This window comes from Arthrobacter stackebrandtii (assembly GCF_017876675.1).
Lineage (GTDB): Bacteria > Actinomycetota > Actinomycetes > Actinomycetales > Micrococcaceae > Specibacter > Specibacter stackebrandtii.
The window spans coordinates 543,492-563,750 of record NZ_JAGIOI010000001.1; the positions used below are offsets into that span (position 1 = coordinate 543,492).

Below are 20,259 nucleotides of genomic sequence, written 5' to 3' on the forward strand. Positions count from 1 at the left end.
CTTGCAAAGCCATCGGGCAAAATGTAAGATTTTGTTTGAATCTGTTAATAATAGGAAGGTGATGGTCCATGCTGGCACCCGAACGCCAGGCACGCATCCTCAAGGAACTTCAGCTGCACGAGGCCGTGCGGGTCGCGGACATTGCGGCGGTCCTCAACGTCAGCGAAATGACCATCCGCAGGGACATTGACGCCCTGGACGGCAACGGCCTGCTGCGCAAGATCCACGGCGGCGCCACGCGGCTGGCCCGGCTCAGCGCCATTGAACCGGGCTTCCTGCTCAACGCCGACAAGCAGATTGATGCCAAGCTGGCCATTGCGGCCCAGGCCCTGGCGCTGATCCAGCCCGGCATGACGCTGGCGCTCACCGGGGGCACCACCACCTACCAGCTGGCCGTGCTCCTCGCCGCAGACCCCGAACGGCTGCACCAGCTGAGCGTGGTCACCAACTCCCTGAAGATCGCCGAGCTGCTGCACCGCCAGCAGGGCGGCGCAAGCCTGAAGGTGATCCTCACCGGAGGCGAGCGCACCCCGTCCGAGGCCCTCGTGGGCCCCGTGGCGCGGCTGGTGCTGAACAGCCTGAATACGGACCTGTGCTTTATGGGCGTCCACGGCATCGACGCCAAGCGCGGGCTGACCAGCCCCAACTGGCTCGAGGCCGAGACCAATACGGCCTTCATTGACGCCAGCTCCCGCCTGGTAGTGCTGGCCGACAGCACCAAGTTCCATGTCCGTTCACTGGCATCCATCGCACCGCTGGACGCCGTGGACACCATCATCACGGACTCCTCCGTCGCGCCGGCAACGAACGAGCTGTTCACCGCCCGCGTCCCCCATTTCATTGCGGCCCCGCCCGCACCAACCCCCTCCAGGAAGTCATCATGACCCGCGCCACGACAACCCTGCTGGCCGACGGCCGCGAACTCATCTACTTTGACGACGGCGCCACCGCCAAGGACCACACGGCCGCGGACACGCGCCCCCTGGACCCGCGCCAGGAGGAGCACACCGGGGAGTTGCGCTTTGACGCCCTGACCGGCGACTGGGTGGCCATCGCCGCCCACCGCCAGACCCGCACCTACCTGCCCCCGGCCGACCAGTGCCCGCTGTGCCCCACCACGGGCAGCAACCTCTCCGAGATCCCGGCCGCCGACTACGACGTGGCCGTGTTCGAAAACCGCTTCCCCTCACTGGGTCCGGCCGTTGGAGCCATCCCGGAGAGCCCCGTGTGGGGCACCACGGGCCGCGCCTTCGGCCGCTGCGAGGTCGTGGCGTTCACCCCCGAGCACACCGGGTCCTTCGGCGGCCTGTCCACCGAGCGCGCCCGCACCGTCATCGACGCCTGGGCGCACCGCACCGAGGCCCTGAGCGCGCTGCCCGGCGTCAAGCAGGTGTTCCCCTTCGAGAACCGCGGCCAGGACATCGGCGTGACGCTGCACCACCCGCACGGGCAGATCTACGCCTACTCCTACGTCCCCCCGCGCAGCCAGGTCATGGCCAATGCTGCCCTGGACTTCTACCAGAAGAACGACGGCGCCACCCTCCTGGGCGACATCGTCGCCAAGGAGTCGGCTTCCGGAGAGCGCATGGTTGCTGAGGGGAAGCACTTCAGCGCCTATGTCCCCTTTGCTGCGCACATGCCCCTGGAAATCCACCTGACGCCGCACCGCCACGTCCCCGACTTCGCCGCGCTGACCGGTGAGGAGCGCGACGAACTCGCCGTCATGTACCTGGACATCCTGCGCACCGTGGACGGCATCTATGACACGCCCACCCCGTACATTGCCGCCTGGCACCAGGCCCCGCTGGACTCTGTGCTGCGCCCGGCCGGCCGCTTCCACCTGGAGCTGACCAGCCCGCGCCGCGCAGCCGACAAATTGAAGTTCCTGGCCGGCTCCGAGGCCGCCATGGGCGCCTTCATCAACGACACCACCCCGGAGCAGACCGCGGCCATGCTCCGCGAGACCGCCGCAACCATGAAAGCAGGACTGGCATGAGCGCCACCATCGACGCCGCCCAGGTGGGCGCCGACTTCACCCGCACCTTCGGCACCGCGCCCGACGGCGTCTGGGCGGCACCGGGCCGGGTGAACCTGATCGGTGAGCACACCGACTACAACGAGGGTTTTGTGCTCCCGTTCGCCATCGACCGCGCCGCCGCCGTCGCCATCCGCCTCCGGGATGATTCCACGGCGCGCCTGGTTTCCAGCTACGGCGAGCAGCTCGTGGTCGAGGTGGACCTGGACACCCTCTCCCACGACACCATGACCGGCTGGACCGCCTACCCGCTGGGCGTCGTGTGGGTCATGCGCCAGATGGGCATCGCCATCGGCGGATTCGACCTCTACCTGCACTCCACCGTGCCTTCCGGTGCCGGGCTGTCCTCCTCCGCCGCGATCGAATGCGCCGTCGCCACCGCCTTCAACGAGCTGGAAAACGCCGGGCTGAGCCTGAACGAGCTGGTCCTGGTGGGCCAGCGCGCTGAGAACGAGGTCGTCGGCGCCCCCACCGGCATCCTGGACCAGTCCGCATCGCTGCTCTCCACCGACGGCCACGCCGTGTTCCTCGACTGCCGCACCCAGGAATCCTCGCTGGTGCCGCTGGACCTGGCCGCCGCCGGCCTGCTGATCCTCGTGGTCGACACCAAGGTCACGCACGCCCACGCCACGGGCGGCTATGCTGCCCGCCGCGCCTCCTGCGAGCTCGGCGCCGAGGTTCTGGGCGTCGCAGCCCTGCGCGACATCGCCGCCGCGGACCTGCCCGAGGCCGCCGGCCTGCTGGACGAGGAGACGTTCCGCCGCGTGCGCCACATTGTCACCGAGAACCAGCGTGTCCTGGACACCGTTGGGGTGTTGGGCGACGCCGGACCGGCCGCCATTGGTGCGCTGCTCACCGCAAGCCACGCGTCCATGCGCGACGACTTTGAGATCTCCTGCCCCGAGCTGGATCTCGCCGTTGACACCGCGCTGGCGCAGGGCGCCCTGGGCGCCCGCATGACCGGCGGCGGCTTTGGCGGCTCCGCCATTGCCCTGATCCCGGTCGCCGACGAGGCTGCCGTCAGCGCCGCCGTCGTCCGGGCCTTTGCCGATGCAGGCTTCACCGCCCCGGACATCTTCGCCGTCTCCCCCGCACCGGGAGCCCGCAAGGTCTCCTGACCGCGCGGCACACAAAAGACCCGCCGTGTTGATGTGAATTCATCAACACGGCGGGTCTTTTTAGGTGGATCGGCCCACAGCTCCGAGGGCCCCAGTGTGGCTCGCTGGCGAGCCGCACTGGGGAGGAGCTGGGGACTACGCCCCCAGGTGGTCCTTGTGGGCCTGGTGCGCCTGGGCGATTTCCGCCAGGATGGCCTCGGATTCCGGGTGCTTGTCGCGGTACTTGGGCTCCATGGCGGAGATGGTCTTTTCCTCGACCATGAGCAGGCCGTAGACGCGCTCGCGCTCGCCCTTGTCTGCCGTGTAGTCCAGGTCCAGGTAGCTTTCCGCGTGGCGGCGGGCGTTGTTGAGCACCGTCTGGGCCTTGCCTGACTTGCTGACCAGGGAGGCGACGATGGTCAGTGTCAGGACGCCGATGATCACGGTCAGGGAAAGGCCCGTGCTGATTTCAAAGACGGGAACCGGCTCGCCACCGTTGATGAACGGCAGGTTGTTCTCGTGGAGGGCATGCAGCACCAGCTTCACGCCGATGAAGGCGAGGATCGCGGCAAGGCCGTAGGAGAGGTAGATGAGCCGGTCCAGCAGCCCGTCGAGCAGGAAGTAGAGCTGGCGCAGGCCCATGAGGGAGAACGCGGTGGCCGTGAACACGATGTACACGTTCTGGGTCAGGCCGAAGATGGCCGGGATGGAGTCCAGTGCAAAGAGGAGGTCTGTTCCGCCGATCGCCACCATGACCAGCAGCATGGGGGTGAGGACCTTCTTGCCGTCGATGACGGTGGTGAGCTTGTCGCCGTCGTACTTCTCAGAGGTGTTGAACATGCGCTTGGCGGTGCGGATGATGAAGTTGTCCGCATCGTCGCCCTCGCTGTCCTCTTCCTTGAGCAGGTTTCCGGCCGTGATCAGCAGGATGATGCCGAAGATGTAGAACATCCATGACCAGGTGTTGATGAGTGCGGCGCCGGCGAAAATGAACGCGGTGCGGGCAATCAGGGCGAAGACGATGCCGAAGAGCAGCACCTTCTGCTGGTCCTCGCGGGGAACCTTGAAGCTGGCCATGATGACCAGGAAGACGAACAGGTTGTCGACGCTGAGCGCCTTCTCGGTGATGTAGCCGGCGAAGTACTCGCCGCCCATCGTGACACCGCCGAAGGCAAGCACCACGATGCCGAAGACGACGGCAAGGCCCACGTAGATGGAGGACCAGATGGCCGCTTCCTTCAGGGTGGGGATGTGTGCCTTGCGGATGTGGAAGAAGTAGTCAAAGGCCAGGAGGCCCAAAATGACCACAATGGTAATGCCCCAAATCAGAGGGGAGACGTTCATGAGCTGCTTTCGTTAGGTGCGTGCAGGGCTTGGACGGGTCATGCATCAACAACGCCCGGTCCCACCGGGGCCGGGCGTTGTTGCCTGGGGCAGCTAGTCGTTGCCCCGGAGAATCGCCAGGAGGCGCAGGATCTCCACGTAGAGCCAGACCAGTGTGACGGTCAGGCCGAACGCGGCGGTCCAGGAGTATTTGGCGGGCAGGCCGCGCTGGACGCCCTGCTCGATGGAGGTGAAGTCGACAATCAGGGAGAACGCGGCCAGGCCGATGGCGAACAGGCCGATCACCACGCCGAAGGGGATGTTGGTGCCCGGGATGTCCATGCCGTTGACGCCCCATGGGGTGGTGGTGACGTTGAAGATCATCAGGAAGAAGTTGATGAGCGAGAACAGGGCGTAGCCGCCCAGGGCGATCATGAAGAAGCGCGTCATCTTCGGGGTGGCGCGGACCTTGGCGTTGCGGAACAGCACCAGGGTCACCAGGAACACGCTCAGCGTGCCCAGAAGGGCCTGGATGGCAATGCCGGGGTAGATGCTGTCAAGCACGCCGGAGAGACCGCCAAGGAACAAGCCCTCGAAACCGGCGTAGGCCAGGATGAGTGCCTTGGAGGGCTCCTTCTTGAAGGAGTTCACCAGGCCCAGGACCAGGCCCACGATCATCCCGGGCCACATCAGTGCCGGGAACATCCAGCCAACGGCTGCACCAACCAGGACCAGGCCCAGGGTGGCGACGGTCTTCATGATGACGTCGTCGTAGGTCATCCGGCCGGTCTGCGAGGCGTTGGCAGACGGCTTGTTGTACAGGTCCTGCAACTGCTGGGCCGAGAACTGGGACTGGGCGGCCATGGTGTCGGCACCGGCGTTCATGTAGCCGCGCTGGCCTGCGGGCGCGTCCTTGAAGTTCTTGTTGTTGGCAAAGACCGGGTTTCCACCAAGTGCCATGATGCTGCTTCCTCCAAAATAGGGGGTAGATAGATTGTTCAACTCTACCAAGTAGGACGTCTGCGGCGGGCCAAATGTTCCGCTGATTCAGCATTGCCAGCGCATTCCCAGACAACACACAGGCCCAGTTCACTTTGCCGGGGTTCAAAGTGGACACTTAATGGACATTTTTGCCAAAAATAGAAGCCCAATGAGCTTCTCCCACGCTTCAAGATCCGCGGCATTGTGCAGAATTTTGGTACCCCCGGTCGGACTCGAACCGACACTGAATGGATTTTAAGTCCACTGCCTCTGCCATTGGGCTACGGGGGCGCGGCCGTCTCCGGCACATGTCAACACTACTGGATTCACCGGCGTCGGCAGAAACCCGGTGGACCGTCCCATGGCCGGCGCAGATGTACGGCCGCCGGCCAGAATTCAGGCTGGCAACACCCTCCGGTCACAGTGCGTTGAACGGCTCCGCGTACTTGAAGTGGCCGTGGACCCCCGGCACGTGCGCGTCCAGCGCCAGCGCCATGAAGTGCGATCCCCACGACGGGTCCGGGGAAGTGATGCCCATGGAATCGGCCGGAACAAAGCCAAACCGGGGATAGTAGTCGGTGCTGCCGAGCAGGACCAGCGTGGACTCCCCCATCGCATTGGCGGCATCGATGCTGGCCCGCATGAGCGCGGAGCCGATCCCCTGCCGCTGGCGTTGCGGCGCCACGGCAATGGGCCCCAGCCCCAGCGACGGCGTGCTGCCGATCCAGCCGCGCGTGGTGATGACGTGCCCCAAGATCTCGCCGCCCGCACCCTCGGCCACGAGCGAGAGCTGCGGCAGGTACTCCCTGGCGGCGAACAGTTCGCGCAGCAGCTGCGCCTCCACGGAGTCCGGGAAGGCTGCCTCTACGACGGCGAAAATCTCCGGCCTGTCGGGCGCGGTCTCGCGTCGAATGATCATGCCCCCAGCATAGCCGTGGCGGACAGCGTGGAACATGCCCGGGCGCGGATTCGAAAGGCACTGCCTCGGAGCCGGCCAAAGCGCGACGGCGGCCCTCCCGCATGTGGGGAGGACCGCCGTCGTGCTTGGCTCAGGTACGGCTACTTGGCAGCAGCAGTTTCCTTGGCGCCGTTCTTTTCTTCAGACTTTTCCGGATCGGCCTTGGCGTCCTCGGCCGGGGCCGGCTTGGCAGCAGGCTTCGGTGCCGGGGTGGCAGCCGCGACGAATGCGCCGCGCGGGTTGTCCAGGTTTTCCAGCTGGGCGAGGTCGCGGCCGGCAAACACGGCGACGAACCAGTCCATGATCACGCGGAACTTGCGCTCCACGGTGGGCATGGCCAGGCCGTGGTAGCCGCGGTGTGCGAGCCAGGCCAGGGGTCCCTTGAGCTGGATGCCCATGATCTTGGCGACACCCTTCCACGGTCCGAAGCCTGCAACGGCGCCGAGGTTCTTGTGCTTGTAGCCCTTCAGCGGCTTGTTGAAGCGGCTGGCCCACAGGTTCTTGGCAAGGCGCTTGGCCTGGCGCAGGGCGTGCTGGGCGTTGGGGACGCAGGTGCCGTCCGGCAGGCCGCCGGTGACATCCGGAACAGCGGCGACGTCGCCGGCAGCCCAGGCGTTCGGGATGACGCCGAATTCGCCGGTGACCTGCAGGTTGGTGTTGACCGAGACGCGGCCGCGGGGTTCGATCGGGAAGCCGGTGGCGCGGACCATGGGGTTGGCCATGACGCCGGCGCACCAGATCAGGGTGTCGGCCTCGAATTCCTGGGCGACGGTCTTGTCCGGGAGGTTGATGAGCTTGATGCCCTTGCCCTCTGCGTTGTCCAGCGAGGTGTTCAGCAGGACCTCGACGCCGCGGCTGCGCAGGTGCTCCACAACCCAGACGGCCTGCTTCTCGGTGACCTCGGGCATGATGCGGCCCATGGCTTCAACGAGGACGAAGCGCAGTTCGGACTGGTCCACGCGCTTGTTGAGCTTGACGGCGGCGCGGGCCATGTCCTCGAGCTCGGCGATGGTTTCGATGCCGGCAAAGCCGCCGCCGACGACGACGAACGTCAAGGCACGCTTGCGGGCCTCGGGGTCGGTCTCCGTGGAGGCCTGCTCGATCAGGTCGAGGACCTGGTTGCGCAGCGCTACGGCTTCTTCAATCGTCTTGAGGCCGATGCCGGCCTCGGCAAGTCCCTTGATGGGGAAGGTGCGCGTGACGGCACCGGCGGCAATGACGACGTCGTGGTACGGCAGTTCAATGTTTGCGCCACCGTCTGCGGGTGCGACGACGGCCGTGCGGTTCTCGTGGTCGATGCTGGTGACGGAGCCCTGGATCAGCTCGGTCTGCTTGAGGTGCTTGCGGTGGGAGACCACTGCATGGCGTGCCTCGATGTTGCCACCGGCCACCTCGGGCAGGAACGGCTGGTACGTCATGTAGGGCAGTGGATCGACGAGGGTGACTATGCCACCGGAGTTCGCGATCTTCTTCTGCAGGTTAAAGGCCGTGTACAGGCCAACGTAGCCGCCGCCAACTACAAGGACGCGCGGGCGTTCGGAAAAGGTGGGTGTGATTGCCATGTCTCCATTGTACCCCGATTGTGAAAACATTCACTAGCCCTGTTACACGACGGCGTAACGCAACTTTTCGATGGTCGTCACCGGCGTTCCGGGCCGGGCCGGAGACGGCGGCGTGTCAGTGTTTGTGGCCCGGCTTTGTCTTGGCGCTGTGGCCCGGATGGCCCTGCTTGGCATCGGGCGCCGGTGTGGTGGCGGGCCCATTCTGGTCCGAAGCCGGGCCAGCAGGACCTGTCGGTGCCGTTGTGCCGGACACGGCAGCCGTGGGGGCCCCAACGGGCGTGGCTGGTCCCGATGTCCCACTGCCGGAACCACCCGAACCGCCGGGCGCACCGCCGCCGGAGGGTCCGCCGTCGGACGGGCCGCCGGTCGCCGCCTCTTGGGCGCCTTCTGCGCGCCGCCGCGCCAGCAGAATCCGCCAGGCGCCCACACCGCCAACACCGAGGAGCAGCACGAGCGAGCCGATCACCAGTGTGGCCGGCAGTGCGCCCGAGCCCTGCGCGGCGGGGATGGGGCTCGGTGCGGCCTGGTCCACGAGTGTCGGTTCGGGCTGGGGCACCACGTTGCCGGTTTCGCCGCCCTCGGCCGGGGGCGCCTCCTGGCCGCGGCGGTGCACCCGGATCCAGTCGGAAATGCTGCCCAGCGGGTTGGCCTCGACGACCGGGACGTCCGCCGTCAGGGCGGCCTCGGCATCGAGGATGCCGTAGCCGTAGATGGCGTTGGGGACACCGTCGCCGGCGGGCTTGGCCGTGGAGATGATGCGGTTGATGACCTGCGCGGCGCTCATGTCCGGGTACTTGGAGCGGATCAGGGCCGCGACACCGGAGACGATGGGTGCGGCGCCGCTGGTGCCGCTCCACTGGGCGTAGCCGCCGCCGGGCAGCCCGCCGATGAGGTCTTCGGCCGGTGCACTGACGCCGAGGCTGATGCCCTGCGAGGACGAGTCGACGCTGGCGCTGCCGTCACGGTCGAGCCCGCCCACGGCCAGAACGCCGGGGATGGTGGCCGGGGCACCCACCTGTTCGCTGCCTGACTTGCGGTTGCCCGCGGCCGCCACAATCACCACGTCGCGCTGTTCGGCGTAGGCAAAGGCGTCGTCCCAGCTCTGCGGCCAGGCGGTGGAGGTGCTGCCGAGGGACATGTTGATGACCTTGGCGCCCTGGTCGACGGCCCATTTCACGGCGGCGGGAATCTGGTCGTCAATGTTCTTCCCCGAGGGGTTGTCGCTGCCCAGCCATACCGAAACGCTCAGCAGCTCAGCTTCCGGCGCCACGCCGATGACGCCGTCCGGCCCCCCGGCTTCCGGCTCTTCCGTGGCCTTGGCGCTCGCGCTGGACTTGGCCTTGGGCTTGGCACTTGGCTTGGCCGTCGGCGAGGCGGTCTTGTGCCCTCGCCCGCCCAGCATGGTGGCCACGAGCGTGCCGTGTTCCGGTTCGGCCCCGATCCCCTTGCTGCCGTCGGCGTCGCCGGCCCCGGAGATGTCGGTCCCGGGGCCCATGGCGCCCTTGAGGTCCGGGTGTGACTTGTCAACGCCGCTGTCGATGACGGCAACCTTGACGCCCTCGCCCTTGGAAACCTTCCACGCCGCCTCGATGCCCGACTGCGACAGCCAGTACTGGCGGTCGCGAATGTCGTCTGCAGATGCGCCGCCGGCCCCCGCCACAACGAATGCGGCCGCGAGGGCAACGCTCATGAACGCGGCGGCGAGTGGACGCAACCGAGGGGCAAACTGCATGAAGGCTCGTTTCGAAGAGAGGGAAAGGTCAGCTTTTGGCGGCACCCAGGGCAATTCCGTCAAGAATATCGTGTTCACTGGTGGTTGCCGATTCCACCCGCCCGCCGGTCACGGCCGCGAGGCGGCGCAGCACGGTGCGCCAAATAAGCGCGCCGGCGCCAATGACGTCCACGCGGCCGGGGTGCATGAAGCCCAATGCGGAACGCTCCGCACGCGTCATGCCCAGCAGTGATGTTGCGGCTGCATCGATTTTTTCCAGGGGCACGACGGCGGCATGAATCGCCTCGGGCTGGTAGTGGGCCAGGCCGAGGGCGTGGGCCGTGATGGTGGTGATGGTCCCGGCCACACCGACGACCCCGTCAACGTCGCCGAGCGGCACAGCGGCCAGGACCTCGTCCAGCTTGGCGGCGATGGCTGCTTCCGCGGCGGTGATTTCAGCTTCCGTGGGCGGGTCGCTCCTGAGGTAGCGTTCGGTGAACCGCACACAGCCCATGTCTGTGCTCAGTGCCGCACCCACCCCGGATGCGGTGCCCATGACAAATTCGGTGCTGCCGCCGCCGAGGTCCACTACGAGAATGTTGCGGTCCTCCGTCAGCGGCAGGACGCTGGCTGCCCCGGCAAAGGAAAGTGCTGCTTCCTCGTTGCCGCTGACCACTTCGGGGCCGATGCCCAGCCGGGCCCGGACGCCGGCAACAAATACGTCCCGGTTCCTTGCGTCCCGGGTGGCGCTCGTGGCAACGAAGCGCACCCGGTCCACCTCCGCAGAACGGATCAATTCCGCATACTCGTCAAGTGCCGCAAAGGTGCGTTCCAGCGCAGCCTCGCCCAGGATTCCCGTCACGTCCACGCCCTCGCCCAGCCGGACCACCCGCATGAGGCGGTGGACGTCGGAAAGGCGCGTGCCGCCGTCGTCCGTGGGGAGGACATCGGCGATGAGCAGGCGGATGGAATTGGTCCCGCAGTCGATGGCTGCAACGCGCATGGGTTACTTCTCCTGCTGGTTCAGGTGCTTGACGTGGCGGCTGAGGTCCTTGTTGGGGACGGGTGCGGCGTTGTCCCAGGCGCCCTCGCAGTAGCAGCGGTCGGCGGTCCACCACGGGGCGACGGCGGCCAGTGCCTCATCGCCGAGCGGGTTAGCGCCGGGGCCCTCAGCAAGGGCATGGCCGATCAGCACGTGCAGGCACTTGACGCGTGTGGGCATGCCTCCGGCGGAGATGCCGGCAATTTCAGGCACGGGGCCGGTGCCGGCACGCTCGCCGATGGCCTCGCGGGCAGCGATGTAGCTCAGGTGTGCTTTTTCATAGGCGGCGGCGAGTTCGTCGTCGGTGCCCAGGCGCTCGGTCATCTCGTTCATCATGCCGGCCGCTTCCAGGCGTGAGGCCGCGGCGGTCAGGACGGGGTGCGTCAGGTAAAAGGTGGTGGGGAACGGGATGCCGTTGCTCAGGCGCGGAGCCGTGGCGGCCACCAGCGGGTTGCCGCAGACGCACCGGGCCGGGATCTCGACGACGTCGCGCACCGGCCGGTTGAGCTGACGGCTGAGCGTGTCCAGGTCCTGCTGGCTGGGGACGCGCCCGTCGGGGGTGGAGCTTGCGGTTGCGGGCACGAAGGGGCCTTTCATGAAACATCTTCCGGTTGGTTCAACCAGCCATTTTAGCGTGGATCGGGAGGCCCGGCGTCTCGGGCCGGGCGGAACCCTACGGTGCGGGTTCGGGGTCCGCCGGATCGGCAGCCGGCGCGCTGGCGGGATCGGCAGGCTTGTCCGCGGGCTTTTCTGCCGGCTTTTCTGCCGGGGCCTGGACCGTGGCCGACTCCTTCACGGCGCCCCACAGGTTGTCCACCCAGTGCGATTCCTTCACCTCGGTGGCCGACTTGGCACTTGTGGATTGGCCGGCGGCGGCTTGCGCCTCCTGGACAGAGTTCTCCAGCCCGGCAACGCCGTCGGCACCGTAGACCCAGTAGCCGGTCTCCCCCGGCATGAGCATGCTGACGCGGTCGCGGGCCTGCTTCTTGACGTAGGCGGGATCGTCCCAGCGGGCCAGTTCCGCCTGGAAGTCGCCCTGCTGCGTCTCGCGGACGGCAATGTCCGCCTGAAGTGCGGAAATTTCTGCGCGCTGGGTCATGAACGTGTGGACGTTGGGGGCCAGCAGCACCGTGAACACGCCCAGTGTCAGGCCCAGGGCCAGCAGCCGGCCGGAAAATGTCCGCGCCGGGACGGGGCTGTTTTCGGCCGCATGCACCACGCCTTCCTGGCGGCTGCGGGCGTTGGGGTCCGACGCCGGCTTGCGCTCACGCTTGGGCGCATCCTTCCGCCCGCCCTTGTCGGGGCTGCCCGCACCAACCTTTTCGGAACCCTTGGCGGGCAGTCCGCCGGAGCCGGGCTCCGCCGTCGTGCCGGAAGTGGCCGGGCCGTCTCCCTCGCTGCGTGGGGCGCTGGCAATTCCTGTGGTGAATTGCGCCTTGGGCACTGAGGGCCGTCGCGTGGACATGGAACTCCTAAAAAATCCTGCTGCAAAAGACCGTGGGGACGGCAAAGCCGCGGCCAGCCGCCAAGGTCTGTTACCAACCTTAGCGAGCTGCCGCGGCCCTTGCTGTTATTTAGCCCTTGAAACGCGGGAAGGCGCTGCGGCCTGCGTAGACCGCTGCATCGTCGAGTTCCTCTTCGATGCGCAGGAGCTGGTTGTACTTGGCAACGCGCTCGGAGCGGGCCGGGGCACCGGTCTTGATCTGGCCGGCGTTGGTGGCAACGCAGATGTCGGCGATCGTGGTGTCTTCGGTCTCGCCGGAGCGGTGCGAGGTGATGGTGGTGAAGCCGGCGCGCTGGGCCATGGACACGGCGTCCAGGGTCTCGGTCAGCGAACCGATCTGGTTGACCTTCACCAGCAGCGAGTTGGCCGTGTTGGTCTCAACGCCGCGGGACAGGCGCTCGGGGTTGGTGACGAAGAGGTCATCGCCCACGATCTGCACCTTGTCGCCGATGGTGTCCGTGAGGGTCTTCCAACCTGCCCAGTCGTCTTCATCCAGGGGATCCTCGATGGAGACCAGCGGGTAGTCGGCAACGAGCTCTGCGTAGTAGGCGCTCATTTCCTCGGCGGAGAGTGCCTTGCCTTCGAACTGGTAGGCGCCGTCCTTGAAGAACTCGGAGGAGGCGACGTCCAGGGCCAGGGCAACGTCCTTGCCGGGCTCGTAGCCTGCGCGCTTGATGGCTTCCAGGATCAGGTCCAGGGCAGCGCGGTTGGAGGGCAGGTTCGGGGCGAAGCCGCCCTCGTCGCCCAGGCCGGTGGAGAGGCCCTTTTCCTGCAGCACGGCCTTGAGGTTGTGGTAGACCTCAACACCCCAGCGCAGGCCCTCGGAGAAGGTTGCTGCGCCGAGCGGGACAACCATGAATTCCTGGATGTCGACGTCGGAGTCGGCGTGCGAGCCGCCGTTGAGGATGTTCATCAGCGGCACGGGCAGAACGTGCGCGTTGGGGCCGCCCAGGTAGCGGTACAGCGGCAGGCCGGCCGACTCTGCAGCGGCGCTGGCCACGGCCAGGGAGACGCCGAGGATCGCGTTGGCGCCCAGCTTGCCCTTGTTGGGCGTGCCGTCGAGTTCGATCATCATGGCGTCAATGAGGCGCTGGTCGGTTGCGTCGACGCCCTCGAGCTCGGGTGCGATGACTTCCAGGACAGCCTCGACTGCCTGCAAAACGCCCTTGCCCTGGTAACGGCCCTTGTCGCCGTCACGGAGCTCAACGGCCTCAAAAGCACCGGTGGATGCACCGGAGGGAACACCAGCGCGGCCCATGGCGCCATCGGTCAGGAGAACTTCAACCTCAACGGTCGGGTTTCCTCGGGAATCCAAAATTTCACGTGCATGGATGGCTTCAATAAGTGCCACGTGTTGCTCCTAATAGTCAGCTTTATTCGGTAAACGTTCGACCACGCTGTCGCCTCAATCCTAGCTGACAGCGTGACGAGGCACTCATTGCTACGCTCCCAGCATGATTGTGGCGTTGCGCCACGCCTTTCCTGCCCTTGAAGCGCGACGCCGGGTGCCCGGCTTTCCGCGCCGCCGGCAACCCCCTGCGACCCTCCTTGCACAACGCTCCTGCCCCGCCGGAGCCCTAAGCGTGCTGTTCTGCGCACCGCCAGGGTCATACCTGCCGCAGAACACTGTTATGCGTCAGGCCGGCAGCTGTCGTTGCGCAGAACAGCACGGTCCAGGCATCCACCGCCCGCCGCCAAGGACCCATCGCGCGAAGAAGGGGCCGCCAACTGCCCCTGCTGGCCTGGAGCCCGCCGGGAAAAAGAGTTTCGCCCAGCCCCTTGACGATAAAGAACATAGCGATATATCGTTAAGTATCGCGACATTCCAAATCGCGTTTTGAAACAGTCAGTGGGCGGCCTCCAGCGCCGCCCCGCCCGGGCCGGATGCGCCAACCGATCAGGTTCCCGCCTCCGCCGCCCACTACAACAACTTCACCCGGGCTTCCCCGCGAAGCACCCGCAAGAAAATTAGGCAAAACACCCCATGAAAAACTTTCCATTTTCCCCAGAATTCAATGATTCCGACCGCCGGGGACAGCGCAGCCCCCGCGCCCGGCGCCACCACGACCCCCACTCCCCCACGGGCGACGGCGAATTTCCAGACCGCCACGGCCGCGGGCGCGACCGCGGCTTCGGCGACGAAGGCCCCAAAGGCGGCGGACGCCCCGGCGGACGCGGCTTTGGGCCCGGCGGCAGGCGCGGCCCGGGCTTCGGACCCGGCGGCCCCGGTTTCGGACCGGGCGGTTTCGGACCCGGACCGGGCGCGTTTGGCCCGGGTTTCGGTCCGGGCGGCCGTGGCGGCAGGGTCCGCAAGGGCAATGTCCGCAGCGCCATCCTGTCTCTTTTGAACCAGCACAGCTACAACGGCTACGGCATGATCCGGGCCATCGCCATGCACACCGACGGCGCCTGGCGCCCCAGCCCCGGTTCCGTCTATCCCGCACTCGCTGCACTGCAGGCGGAGGGCCTGATTGCCTCCTCCGAGGAGGGCAAGCGCACGGAGTTCTCACTCACTGAGGCGGGCAAGGCCTATGTTGCGGAGAACCCGGACGAAATGGCGCAGGTGTGGGCCGATGTCAACGAGGAGGCGGGCGCCGGCACCGAGCTGCGGGCAGAGATGCACAAGCTCGGCGGCGCCGTGCAGCAGATCGCCATGGCGGGCACGGAGGAGCAGATCAAAAGCGCCACCGAGGCCCTCGATGCCGCACGCCGGACCATCTATCAGCTCTTGGCGGACTGACCCGGACTTTTCCCGCCGGCCGAAGGCCGCTGCTGGAACTTGCGGACGGCCGTGCGCAGTGCGCGTTCCGCGTCCAGGCCCTGCGTCCGGGCGGCCCGCACCACCTCGAACAGCAGCTGGCCCAGCTCATCCTCGGTTTGCGGCTGACCGCCCTGATCGCCGTCGATTCGATGGGCGGCATCGGGGGCCCTGCCGCCGGTGCGGCCCTCCACCCGGTCCAGGGTCTTGGCGGCGAGTGACAGGGCGGGCAGGGATGCCGGCAGGGAATCGAACACCGAATGTTGCGAGGACTTTTCCGTCGCCTTGGCAGCCTCATAGCTTCGCTCAATTTCGGCGATGCTTTCGGGAAAGTGATCCTGCAGGGTCCCGTCCGGACGGAATACATGGCCGTTGCGCCGGACCAGCTTGGCCCGCAGCGCCTGCGCCACGTCCCCCAGCGTGAACCCGCCCGACTCGGACTCCAGCAGCGAGTGGAGCACCACTTGGTACAGCACGTCGCCCAGCTCGCCCTGCAGTTCCTTGGCATCGAGGGGTCCCGGCGCCTCCACCACGTCAGCCAGCTCGTATGATTCCTCGATCAGGTAGGGCATGAGCGATTCGTGGGTCAGGGCCGCCGTCCACCTGCAGTGTTCGCGGAGGTCTGCAATGACGCCAACAAGGCGGGCCATTTCCACCTCAGTGGAATTGGCCCGCCCGTTGGCGTCCGGTGATGGATTAGTCTTCAAGCTCGGATTCGTCCAGGTCTGATGCGTCGAACGCCTCGAACTCGTCGTCGTCCTCAAAATCGTCCATTTCATCCATGACGTCGTCGTAGTGCTCGAGGATGAAGTCGGCAAGCTGTTCGCGTGCCTCGATGGGCAGGAACGATGCGTGGACCGCATTCAGCGTCAGTTCCAGCACCGTGTCCAGGCCGTAGCCGAAGGTCTCCACGAGCAGCCCGAATTCGCCGCTCAAGGTCACCCCGCTCATGAGGCGGTTGTCCGTGTTGACGGTGACATTGAAGCCCAGCTGGTGCAGCAGGTCGATCGGGTGCTCGGCAATGGTGGGGCCAAACGCAGCAGTTGCGCCGGTCTGCAGGTTGGAAGAGGGGCACAGCTCCAGCGGAATCTGGCGGTCGCGCACCCACTGCGCCAAGTCACCCAGGGTGAGGGTTCCGACGTCGTTCCCGTCAACCTCCTCCACGTCCAGGTGGATGTCCTCGGCGATGCGCACGCCGTGGCCAAGGCGCAGGGCGCGGCCGTGGACCAGGGCGTCCTGGATGCTGTCCAGCCCGGCGCCCTCGCCGGCGTGGACGGTGGCCGGGAAGTTGTTCTCGGCCAGGTAGGTGAAAGCCTCCTTGAAGCGCGAGGGCAGGAAGCCGTTCTCGGCGCCGGCAATGTCGAAGCCGACCACGCCGTTGTCGCGGTGGCGCACGGCCAGCTGGGCGATTTCGGAGCCGCGGTCGGCATGGCGCATGGCGGTGATGATCTGGCCCACCTCGATGTAGCCGCCGGCCTCATCGACCAGGTCCATGCCCTCCTCGAGGCCCTCCTGGACGGCTTCGACGGCCTCATCCAGCGAGAGCCCGCCGGCCAAGTGCTGCTCCGGGGCCCAGCGAACTTCACCGTAGACCACGCCGTCCTCGGCAAGGTCCTCAACGAATTCCCGGGCCACACGCACCAGGTTCCCGTGCGTCTGCATCACGGCAATGGTGTGCTCGAAGGTCTCGAGGTAGCGCTCCAGCGAGCCCGAATCCGCCGATTCCAGGAACCAGGCGCGCAGCGCGTCGGGATCGGTTTCCGGCAGCTCGTGGCCCGCCTCGGCCGCGAGCTCGATGATGGTTTCGGGACGCAAACCGCCGTCCAGATGGTCGTGCAGGGACACCTTTGGCAGCGATTTGAGGTCCACAACGGGGATGGACGGGGCTGCTTGCTCTGAAGTTGGGTTAGTCACGTTTCCCACTCTAGGGATGAGTGTCATGCTGCGCTAGTTTCCTGGGATCCCAGTGCCGCGGCGCACGCACTGCCGCGACCACCGGCAGGGGCGAGGTGCACGGCCCCGGCACGGCGTTATCCGGCACCACTGCGGGGATTTCCGGGGGATGCCCGACGGCGGGAACCTGCCCGGGTGCCTCCCCCGCGTTCGCCACGGGCGCACCTGCCGCCGGTGTGCCGGCGCGTCCCTCCGAGCCGTGCCCGGGTGAAGCGGCTTCGGCGGGAGAAGCCTGGGCCTGGGCTGCCGCGGCCTGCGCGGCCTCTGCCTGGACGCGGGCGGCGACTTCGGCAGCCGCGGCGCCGGGTGCCGGCCGGGGCGCGATCCGGCCGCGCTTTTCCAGGAAGTGGTGCAGGTATTTCATGGCATGGTCAACGATGAAGCCAATCGCAATGGCGAAGACGATGGCGATGCCCACGCCCAGCAGCGGGTTGTCGTGAACCCACCGCCCGGCAAAGGTGCCCACGGCCACGGAGTAGCCCGCCCAGGTAACCACGGCGATGCTGTCGAGCAGGGCGAAGCGGCGCCACGGGAAATAGGTGGCGCCGGCGGTGAAGTTCACGGCGATCCGGCCCACCGGAATGTAGCGGGCCGTGAAAATAAGCATGGCGCCGCGCTTTTCCAGTTCCTTCCCGGCCCAGGCGAACGCCTTGGCACCGCGCGGGCGGCGCATCCAGGCGAACCGCGTGGTGCCCAGCTTCCGGCCCATGAGGTACGCGATGTTGTCGCCCACGATTGCCCCGATGGACGCGCCCAGGATCAGCAGCCAAATGTTGGGCTCCCCGCTGCGCGCGGCAATGGAGGCGAGGGCGACAATGGCGGTTTCGCTGGGCAGGAACAGGAAGAAGCCGTCAATCAGGCAAAAGAGGCTCACCAGCGGAATGACCCACCACTGGCTGGCGGAATGCTCAATCAGGACATTCAGCTGGCCGATTATGTGTAAAAAATCCACCCTGGACGGTTCCTCTCCGATAGTGGTTGACTAAACCAAGTTTCCCACGGTGCCCCCCGCGCTGTATCCACCCAGCGGTGGATATTCGACGGCTGCCTCCACTACTTTCGTCGGGGTCTGCTCCGTCCCCGGACGGAGCCGCGCCATAAATTGCGACGGCGGACGGCCCGCCTGCCGTCGGGGCCGCGCCGCGGCGGTTGGCTGGATGCGGCGGGTGCACCTGCGTGGCAGGAACTTAACCCATGCGCCCGGCTGGAGGCGTCACTTGCGCCACCGCTGCTGCTGCGCACGCGGGGCCCCTGGCCCTGCGCATGGCCAAGGAAGTTTTGCCGGAGCCCGGCGTGGCAGGAACTTATGCGCAATGCCCACCCGGTGTGCAGCGCATAAACCACCATGCGCAGGACTCAAGCCAGGCGCTGGGCATGAGTGCAGTGCTGCGCCCGGGAACCAGCCGGGCCCCGTGCCTGGACCAAGTCCCAGGCAGGCACCATGCAGGAGAGCCTCAGGCGATGCGGTCGATGATCAGCCGGTTGGCCGGCCGGGACCCCTCCGGGGCGATCACCACGGCCGCGGCCAGCGCCTCACGGGCGCTGGCAAACTTTTCCGGGGTGTCCGTCAACAGCGTCATGAGCGGCTCGCCCGCCCGGACCAGTGCGCCAGGCTTGGCATGCATCCGCACACCCGCCCCGGCCTGCACTGCATCTTCCTTCCGGGCCCGCCCGGCACCGAGCCGCCAGGCGGCGACGCCCACGGCCATGGCATCGAGCCCCACCAGCACGCCGTCGGCCGGCGCATACACAACGTCCGATTCCCGGGCCGCCGGCAGCGCCGCATCCGGGTCGCCGCCCTGTGCGGAAATCATCCGACGCCACACATCCATGGCCCGCCCGTCCCGCAGGGCGGCGGCGGGATCGGCATCGCGGATGCCGGCAGCCTCCAGCATCTCCCGCGCCAGCGCGACGGTCAGCTCCACGACGTCTTCAGGTCCGCCGCCGGCCAGCACCTCCACGGATTCCTCCACCTCGATCGCGTTGCCGGCGGTCAGGCCCAGCGGTGTGGACATGTCGGTCAGCAGCGCCACAGTGTTCACACCGGCGTCCTTGCCCAGCGCCACCATGGTCCGCGCCAGCTCGCGCGCCCGCTCCTCGGTCTTCATGAACGCGCCCGAGCCCACCTTCACGTCCAGCACCAGCGCCCCCGTGCCCTCGGCAATCTTCTTGCTCATGATGGAAGAGGCGATTAGCGGGATCGATTCCACCGTCCCCGTCACGTCGCGCAACGCGTACAGCTTTTTGTCCGCCGGGGCCAGGTTTCCGCCCGCTGCACAGATCACGGCACCCACCTCGGACAGCTGCCGCAGCAGTGCGTCATGGCTGACGTCCGCGCGCCAACCCGGGATCGCCTCCAGCTTGTCCAGGGTTCCGCCCGTGTGGCCCAGGCCCCGCCCGGACAGCTGCGGCACGGCAGCGCCAAAGACTGCCACGAGCGGTGCCAGGGGCAGCGTGATCTTGTCGCCCACGCCGCCGGTGGAGTGCTTGTCCGTGGTGGGCAGCGGCGCCCCGGCCCTGTTGCGCAGCCCGCTGAAGTCAAGCGTCTCGCCCGAGGCGACCATGGCCGCTGTCCACTGCGAGATCTCCGACCGGTCCATGCCGTTGAGCAAAATGGCCATGTTCAGGGCAGCCATCTGTTCCTCGGCGATGTCGCCGCGGGTGTAGGCGGCGATGGTCCAGGCGATCTGCTCCGGGGTGAGGCGTCCGCCGTCGCGCTTGGCGGCGATGACCTCCACCGCGGTGAACGGCTGGCTGGCAAAGGATTCCTGGGCGTTCATGGCTGCTCCTTCAGGTGGTGCCGGGCATGCAGGTCCTGCATGTTTGTGGATGCTACACCGCGTGCTTGGCAAATGGTGCGCCCGGCCCTCCGCCCGAAGCGAAACCGCGCACTGGGGTCCGGCCGGCGCGGGTGCAATGCTGCGCCGGGCCGCTGGCTACTTCAGGTTGTCCGGGCCAAAGGCGTCCGGCAGGATCGCGTCCATGGTCCTGGGTCCCGAGGACGTCATGACCTGGGTGTCCGGAGTGCTGAATTCGAACAGGATCTGGCGGCAGCGCCCGCACGGCATCAGGATCTCCCCGGCACCGTCAACACAGTAAAACTCCGTGATGAGGCCGCCGCCGTTCATGCGGGCCGCGCCGATCATGGTGCATTCGGCGCAGAGGGTCAGCCCGTAGCTGGCATTTTCCACGTTGCAGCCGGAGACGATGCTGCCGTCGGCCAGGCGTGCCGCGGCACCCACGGGGTACTTGGAGTACGGCACGTAGGCGCTGGCGAGGGCCGCGGTGGCGGCCAGGCGCAGTGGTTCCCAGCCGCCGTCGGGCATGGCAGTCAT

General features: G+C 67.1%; 18 protein-coding genes and 1 tRNA gene. 4 read left to right on the forward strand and 15 right to left on the reverse strand.

What is annotated here, in order from left to right; genetic code table 11:
- Nucleotides 1-68: 68 nt before the first annotated feature.
- Genes JOF48_RS02240 through galK form a run of 3 tightly spaced genes read left to right on the forward strand, consistent with a single transcriptional unit; the run spans nt 69 to nt 3,153 of the window.
- On the forward strand, nt 69-884 hold the full coding sequence (locus JOF48_RS02240) for a DeoR/GlpR family DNA-binding transcription regulator (protein ID WP_209676907.1): 816 nt from the start codon (nt 69-71) through the stop codon (nt 882-884).
- Nucleotides 881-1,996: a galactose-1-phosphate uridylyltransferase gene (gene galT / locus JOF48_RS02245; RefSeq protein WP_209676909.1), complete on the forward strand. Its 1,116-nt coding sequence runs from the start codon at nt 881-883 to the stop codon at nt 1,994-1,996. The genes JOF48_RS02240 and galT overlap by 4 nt, the downstream gene beginning before the upstream one ends.
- On the forward strand, nt 1,993-3,153 hold the full coding sequence (galK, locus tag JOF48_RS02250; protein WP_209676911.1) for a galactokinase: 1,161 nt from the start codon (nt 1,993-1,995) through the stop codon (nt 3,151-3,153). Before galT ends, galK begins: the two co-directional genes overlap by 4 nt.
- A 135-nt stretch (nt 3,154-3,288) precedes the next feature.
- On the opposite strand, the gene JOF48_RS02255 is transcribed toward galK, so the two are convergent.
- The 10 genes from JOF48_RS02255 to eno form a co-directional block, all read right to left on the reverse strand.
- Entirely contained in the window at nt 3,289-4,476 is a 1,188-nt protein-coding gene (locus JOF48_RS02255; protein WP_209676913.1) for a TerC family protein, read from the reverse strand.
- 93 nt (nt 4,477-4,569) lie between these two features.
- Entirely contained in the window at nt 4,570-5,415 is an 846-nt protein-coding gene (locus JOF48_RS02260; protein WP_209676915.1) for a Bax inhibitor-1/YccA family protein, read from the reverse strand.
- A 236-nt stretch (nt 5,416-5,651) separates the two neighbouring features.
- Nucleotides 5,652-5,727: transfer RNA gene (locus JOF48_RS02265), tRNA-Leu, on the reverse strand.
- A 127-nt stretch (nt 5,728-5,854) separates the two neighbouring features.
- Complete coding sequence (locus JOF48_RS02270; RefSeq protein WP_245346369.1) at nt 5,855-6,355, reverse strand: GNAT family N-acetyltransferase; 501 nt, start codon at nt 6,353-6,355, stop codon at nt 5,855-5,857.
- A 140-nt stretch (nt 6,356-6,495) separates the two neighbouring features.
- Nucleotides 6,496-7,956 (reverse strand): NAD(P)/FAD-dependent oxidoreductase, encoded by a 1,461-nt coding sequence (locus tag JOF48_RS02275; RefSeq protein ID WP_209676918.1) that lies wholly within the window; start codon nt 7,954-7,956, stop codon nt 6,496-6,498.
- A gap of 115 nt (nt 7,957-8,071) precedes the next feature.
- Nucleotides 8,072-9,688, reverse strand: coding sequence for a S8 family serine peptidase (locus JOF48_RS02280; RefSeq protein WP_245346370.1), 1,617 nt, complete (start codon nt 9,686-9,688; stop codon nt 8,072-8,074).
- A 28-nt stretch (nt 9,689-9,716) separates the two neighbouring features.
- Entirely contained in the window at nt 9,717-10,670 is a 954-nt protein-coding gene (locus tag JOF48_RS19490) for a Ppx/GppA phosphatase family protein (protein ID WP_245346371.1), read from the reverse strand.
- 3 nt (nt 10,671-10,673) lie between these two features.
- Nucleotides 10,674-11,291 carry a DUF501 domain-containing protein gene (locus JOF48_RS19495; protein ID WP_342591133.1) on the reverse strand — a complete coding sequence of 206 codons (618 nt, stop codon included), beginning with the start codon at nt 11,289-11,291 and terminating at the stop codon, nt 10,674-10,676.
- Nucleotides 11,292-11,382: 91 nt separating this feature from the next.
- Entirely contained in the window at nt 11,383-12,174 is a 792-nt protein-coding gene (locus tag JOF48_RS02290; protein ID WP_209676921.1) for an FtsB family cell division protein, read from the reverse strand.
- 109 nt (nt 12,175-12,283) lie between these two features.
- Nucleotides 12,284-13,564 carry a phosphopyruvate hydratase gene (gene eno / locus JOF48_RS02295; RefSeq protein ID WP_209676923.1) on the reverse strand — a complete coding sequence of 427 codons (1,281 nt, stop codon included), beginning with the start codon at nt 13,562-13,564 and terminating at the stop codon, nt 12,284-12,286.
- Between the two features lie 633 nt (nt 13,565-14,197).
- Here eno and JOF48_RS02300 point away from each other — a divergent pair.
- Nucleotides 14,198-14,953, forward strand: a complete 756-nt coding sequence (locus JOF48_RS02300; protein WP_209676925.1) for a PadR family transcriptional regulator — start codon at nt 14,198-14,200, stop codon at nt 14,951-14,953.
- Here the strand turns inward: JOF48_RS02300 and JOF48_RS02305 are convergent.
- The 5 genes from JOF48_RS02305 to JOF48_RS02325 all read right to left on the reverse strand — a co-directional run bounded on the left by JOF48_RS02305 (nt 14,935) and on the right by JOF48_RS02325 (nt 20,259).
- A complete protein-coding gene (locus tag JOF48_RS02305) occupies nt 14,935-15,678 on the reverse strand; it encodes a MazG nucleotide pyrophosphohydrolase domain-containing protein (protein ID WP_245346372.1) in 744 nt (247 codons plus the stop codon). The two genes, JOF48_RS02300 and JOF48_RS02305, sit on opposite strands and share 19 nt — an antisense overlap.
- The gene (locus tag JOF48_RS02310) at nt 15,668-16,885 is read right to left on the reverse strand and encodes an adenosine deaminase (RefSeq protein ID WP_209676927.1); all 1,218 of its coding nucleotides are present in this window, start codon (nt 16,883-16,885) and stop codon (nt 15,668-15,670) included. The genes JOF48_RS02305 and JOF48_RS02310 overlap by 11 nt, the downstream gene beginning before the upstream one ends.
- A 10-nt stretch (nt 16,886-16,895) precedes the next feature.
- Nucleotides 16,896-17,876, reverse strand: coding sequence for a DedA family protein (locus JOF48_RS02315; RefSeq protein ID WP_342591134.1), 981 nt, complete (start codon nt 17,874-17,876; stop codon nt 16,896-16,898).
- A 502-nt stretch (nt 17,877-18,378) separates the two neighbouring features.
- Nucleotides 18,379-19,704 carry a thymidine phosphorylase gene (locus JOF48_RS02320; RefSeq protein ID WP_209676929.1) on the reverse strand — a complete coding sequence of 442 codons (1,326 nt, stop codon included), beginning with the start codon at nt 19,702-19,704 and terminating at the stop codon, nt 18,379-18,381.
- Nucleotides 19,705-19,860: 156 nt separating this feature from the next.
- Nucleotides 19,861-20,259: a cytidine deaminase gene (locus JOF48_RS02325; protein WP_245346373.1), complete on the reverse strand. Its 399-nt coding sequence runs from the start codon at nt 20,257-20,259 to the stop codon at nt 19,861-19,863.

Coding starts and splice junctions, on each gene's coding strand:
- galK (WP_209676911.1), top strand. CDS start 1,993: ATGAGCGCCACCATCGACGCCGCCCAGGTGGGCGCCGACTTCACCCGC.
- JOF48_RS19490 (WP_245346371.1), bottom strand. CDS start 10,670: ATGCGCGTTGCAGCCATCGACTGCGGGACCAATTCCATCCGCCTGCTC.
- JOF48_RS02300 (WP_209676925.1), top strand. CDS start 14,198: ATGAAAAACTTTCCATTTTCCCCAGAATTCAATGATTCCGACCGCCGG.
- JOF48_RS02290 (WP_209676921.1), bottom strand. CDS start 12,174: ATGTCCACGCGACGGCCCTCAGTGCCCAAGGCGCAATTCACCACAGGA.
- JOF48_RS02240 (WP_209676907.1), top strand. CDS start 69: ATGCTGGCACCCGAACGCCAGGCACGCATCCTCAAGGAACTTCAGCTG.
- JOF48_RS02280 (WP_245346370.1), bottom strand. CDS start 9,688: ATGCAGTTTGCCCCTCGGTTGCGTCCACTCGCCGCCGCGTTCATGAGC.
- JOF48_RS02260 (WP_209676915.1), bottom strand. CDS start 5,415: ATGGCACTTGGTGGAAACCCGGTCTTTGCCAACAACAAGAACTTCAAG.
- JOF48_RS02325 (WP_245346373.1), bottom strand. CDS start 20,259: ATGACTGCCATGCCCGACGGCGGCTGGGAACCACTGCGCCTGGCCGCC.
- galT (WP_209676909.1), top strand. CDS start 881: ATGACCCGCGCCACGACAACCCTGCTGGCCGACGGCCGCGAACTCATC.
- JOF48_RS02275 (WP_209676918.1), bottom strand. CDS start 7,956: ATGGCAATCACACCCACCTTTTCCGAACGCCCGCGCGTCCTTGTAGTT.
- JOF48_RS02270 (WP_245346369.1), bottom strand. CDS start 6,355: ATGATCATTCGACGCGAGACCGCGCCCGACAGGCCGGAGATTTTCGCC.
- JOF48_RS02255 (WP_209676913.1), bottom strand. CDS start 4,476: ATGAACGTCTCCCCTCTGATTTGGGGCATTACCATTGTGGTCATTTTG.
- JOF48_RS02320 (WP_209676929.1), bottom strand. CDS start 19,704: ATGAACGCCCAGGAATCCTTTGCCAGCCAGCCGTTCACCGCGGTGGAG.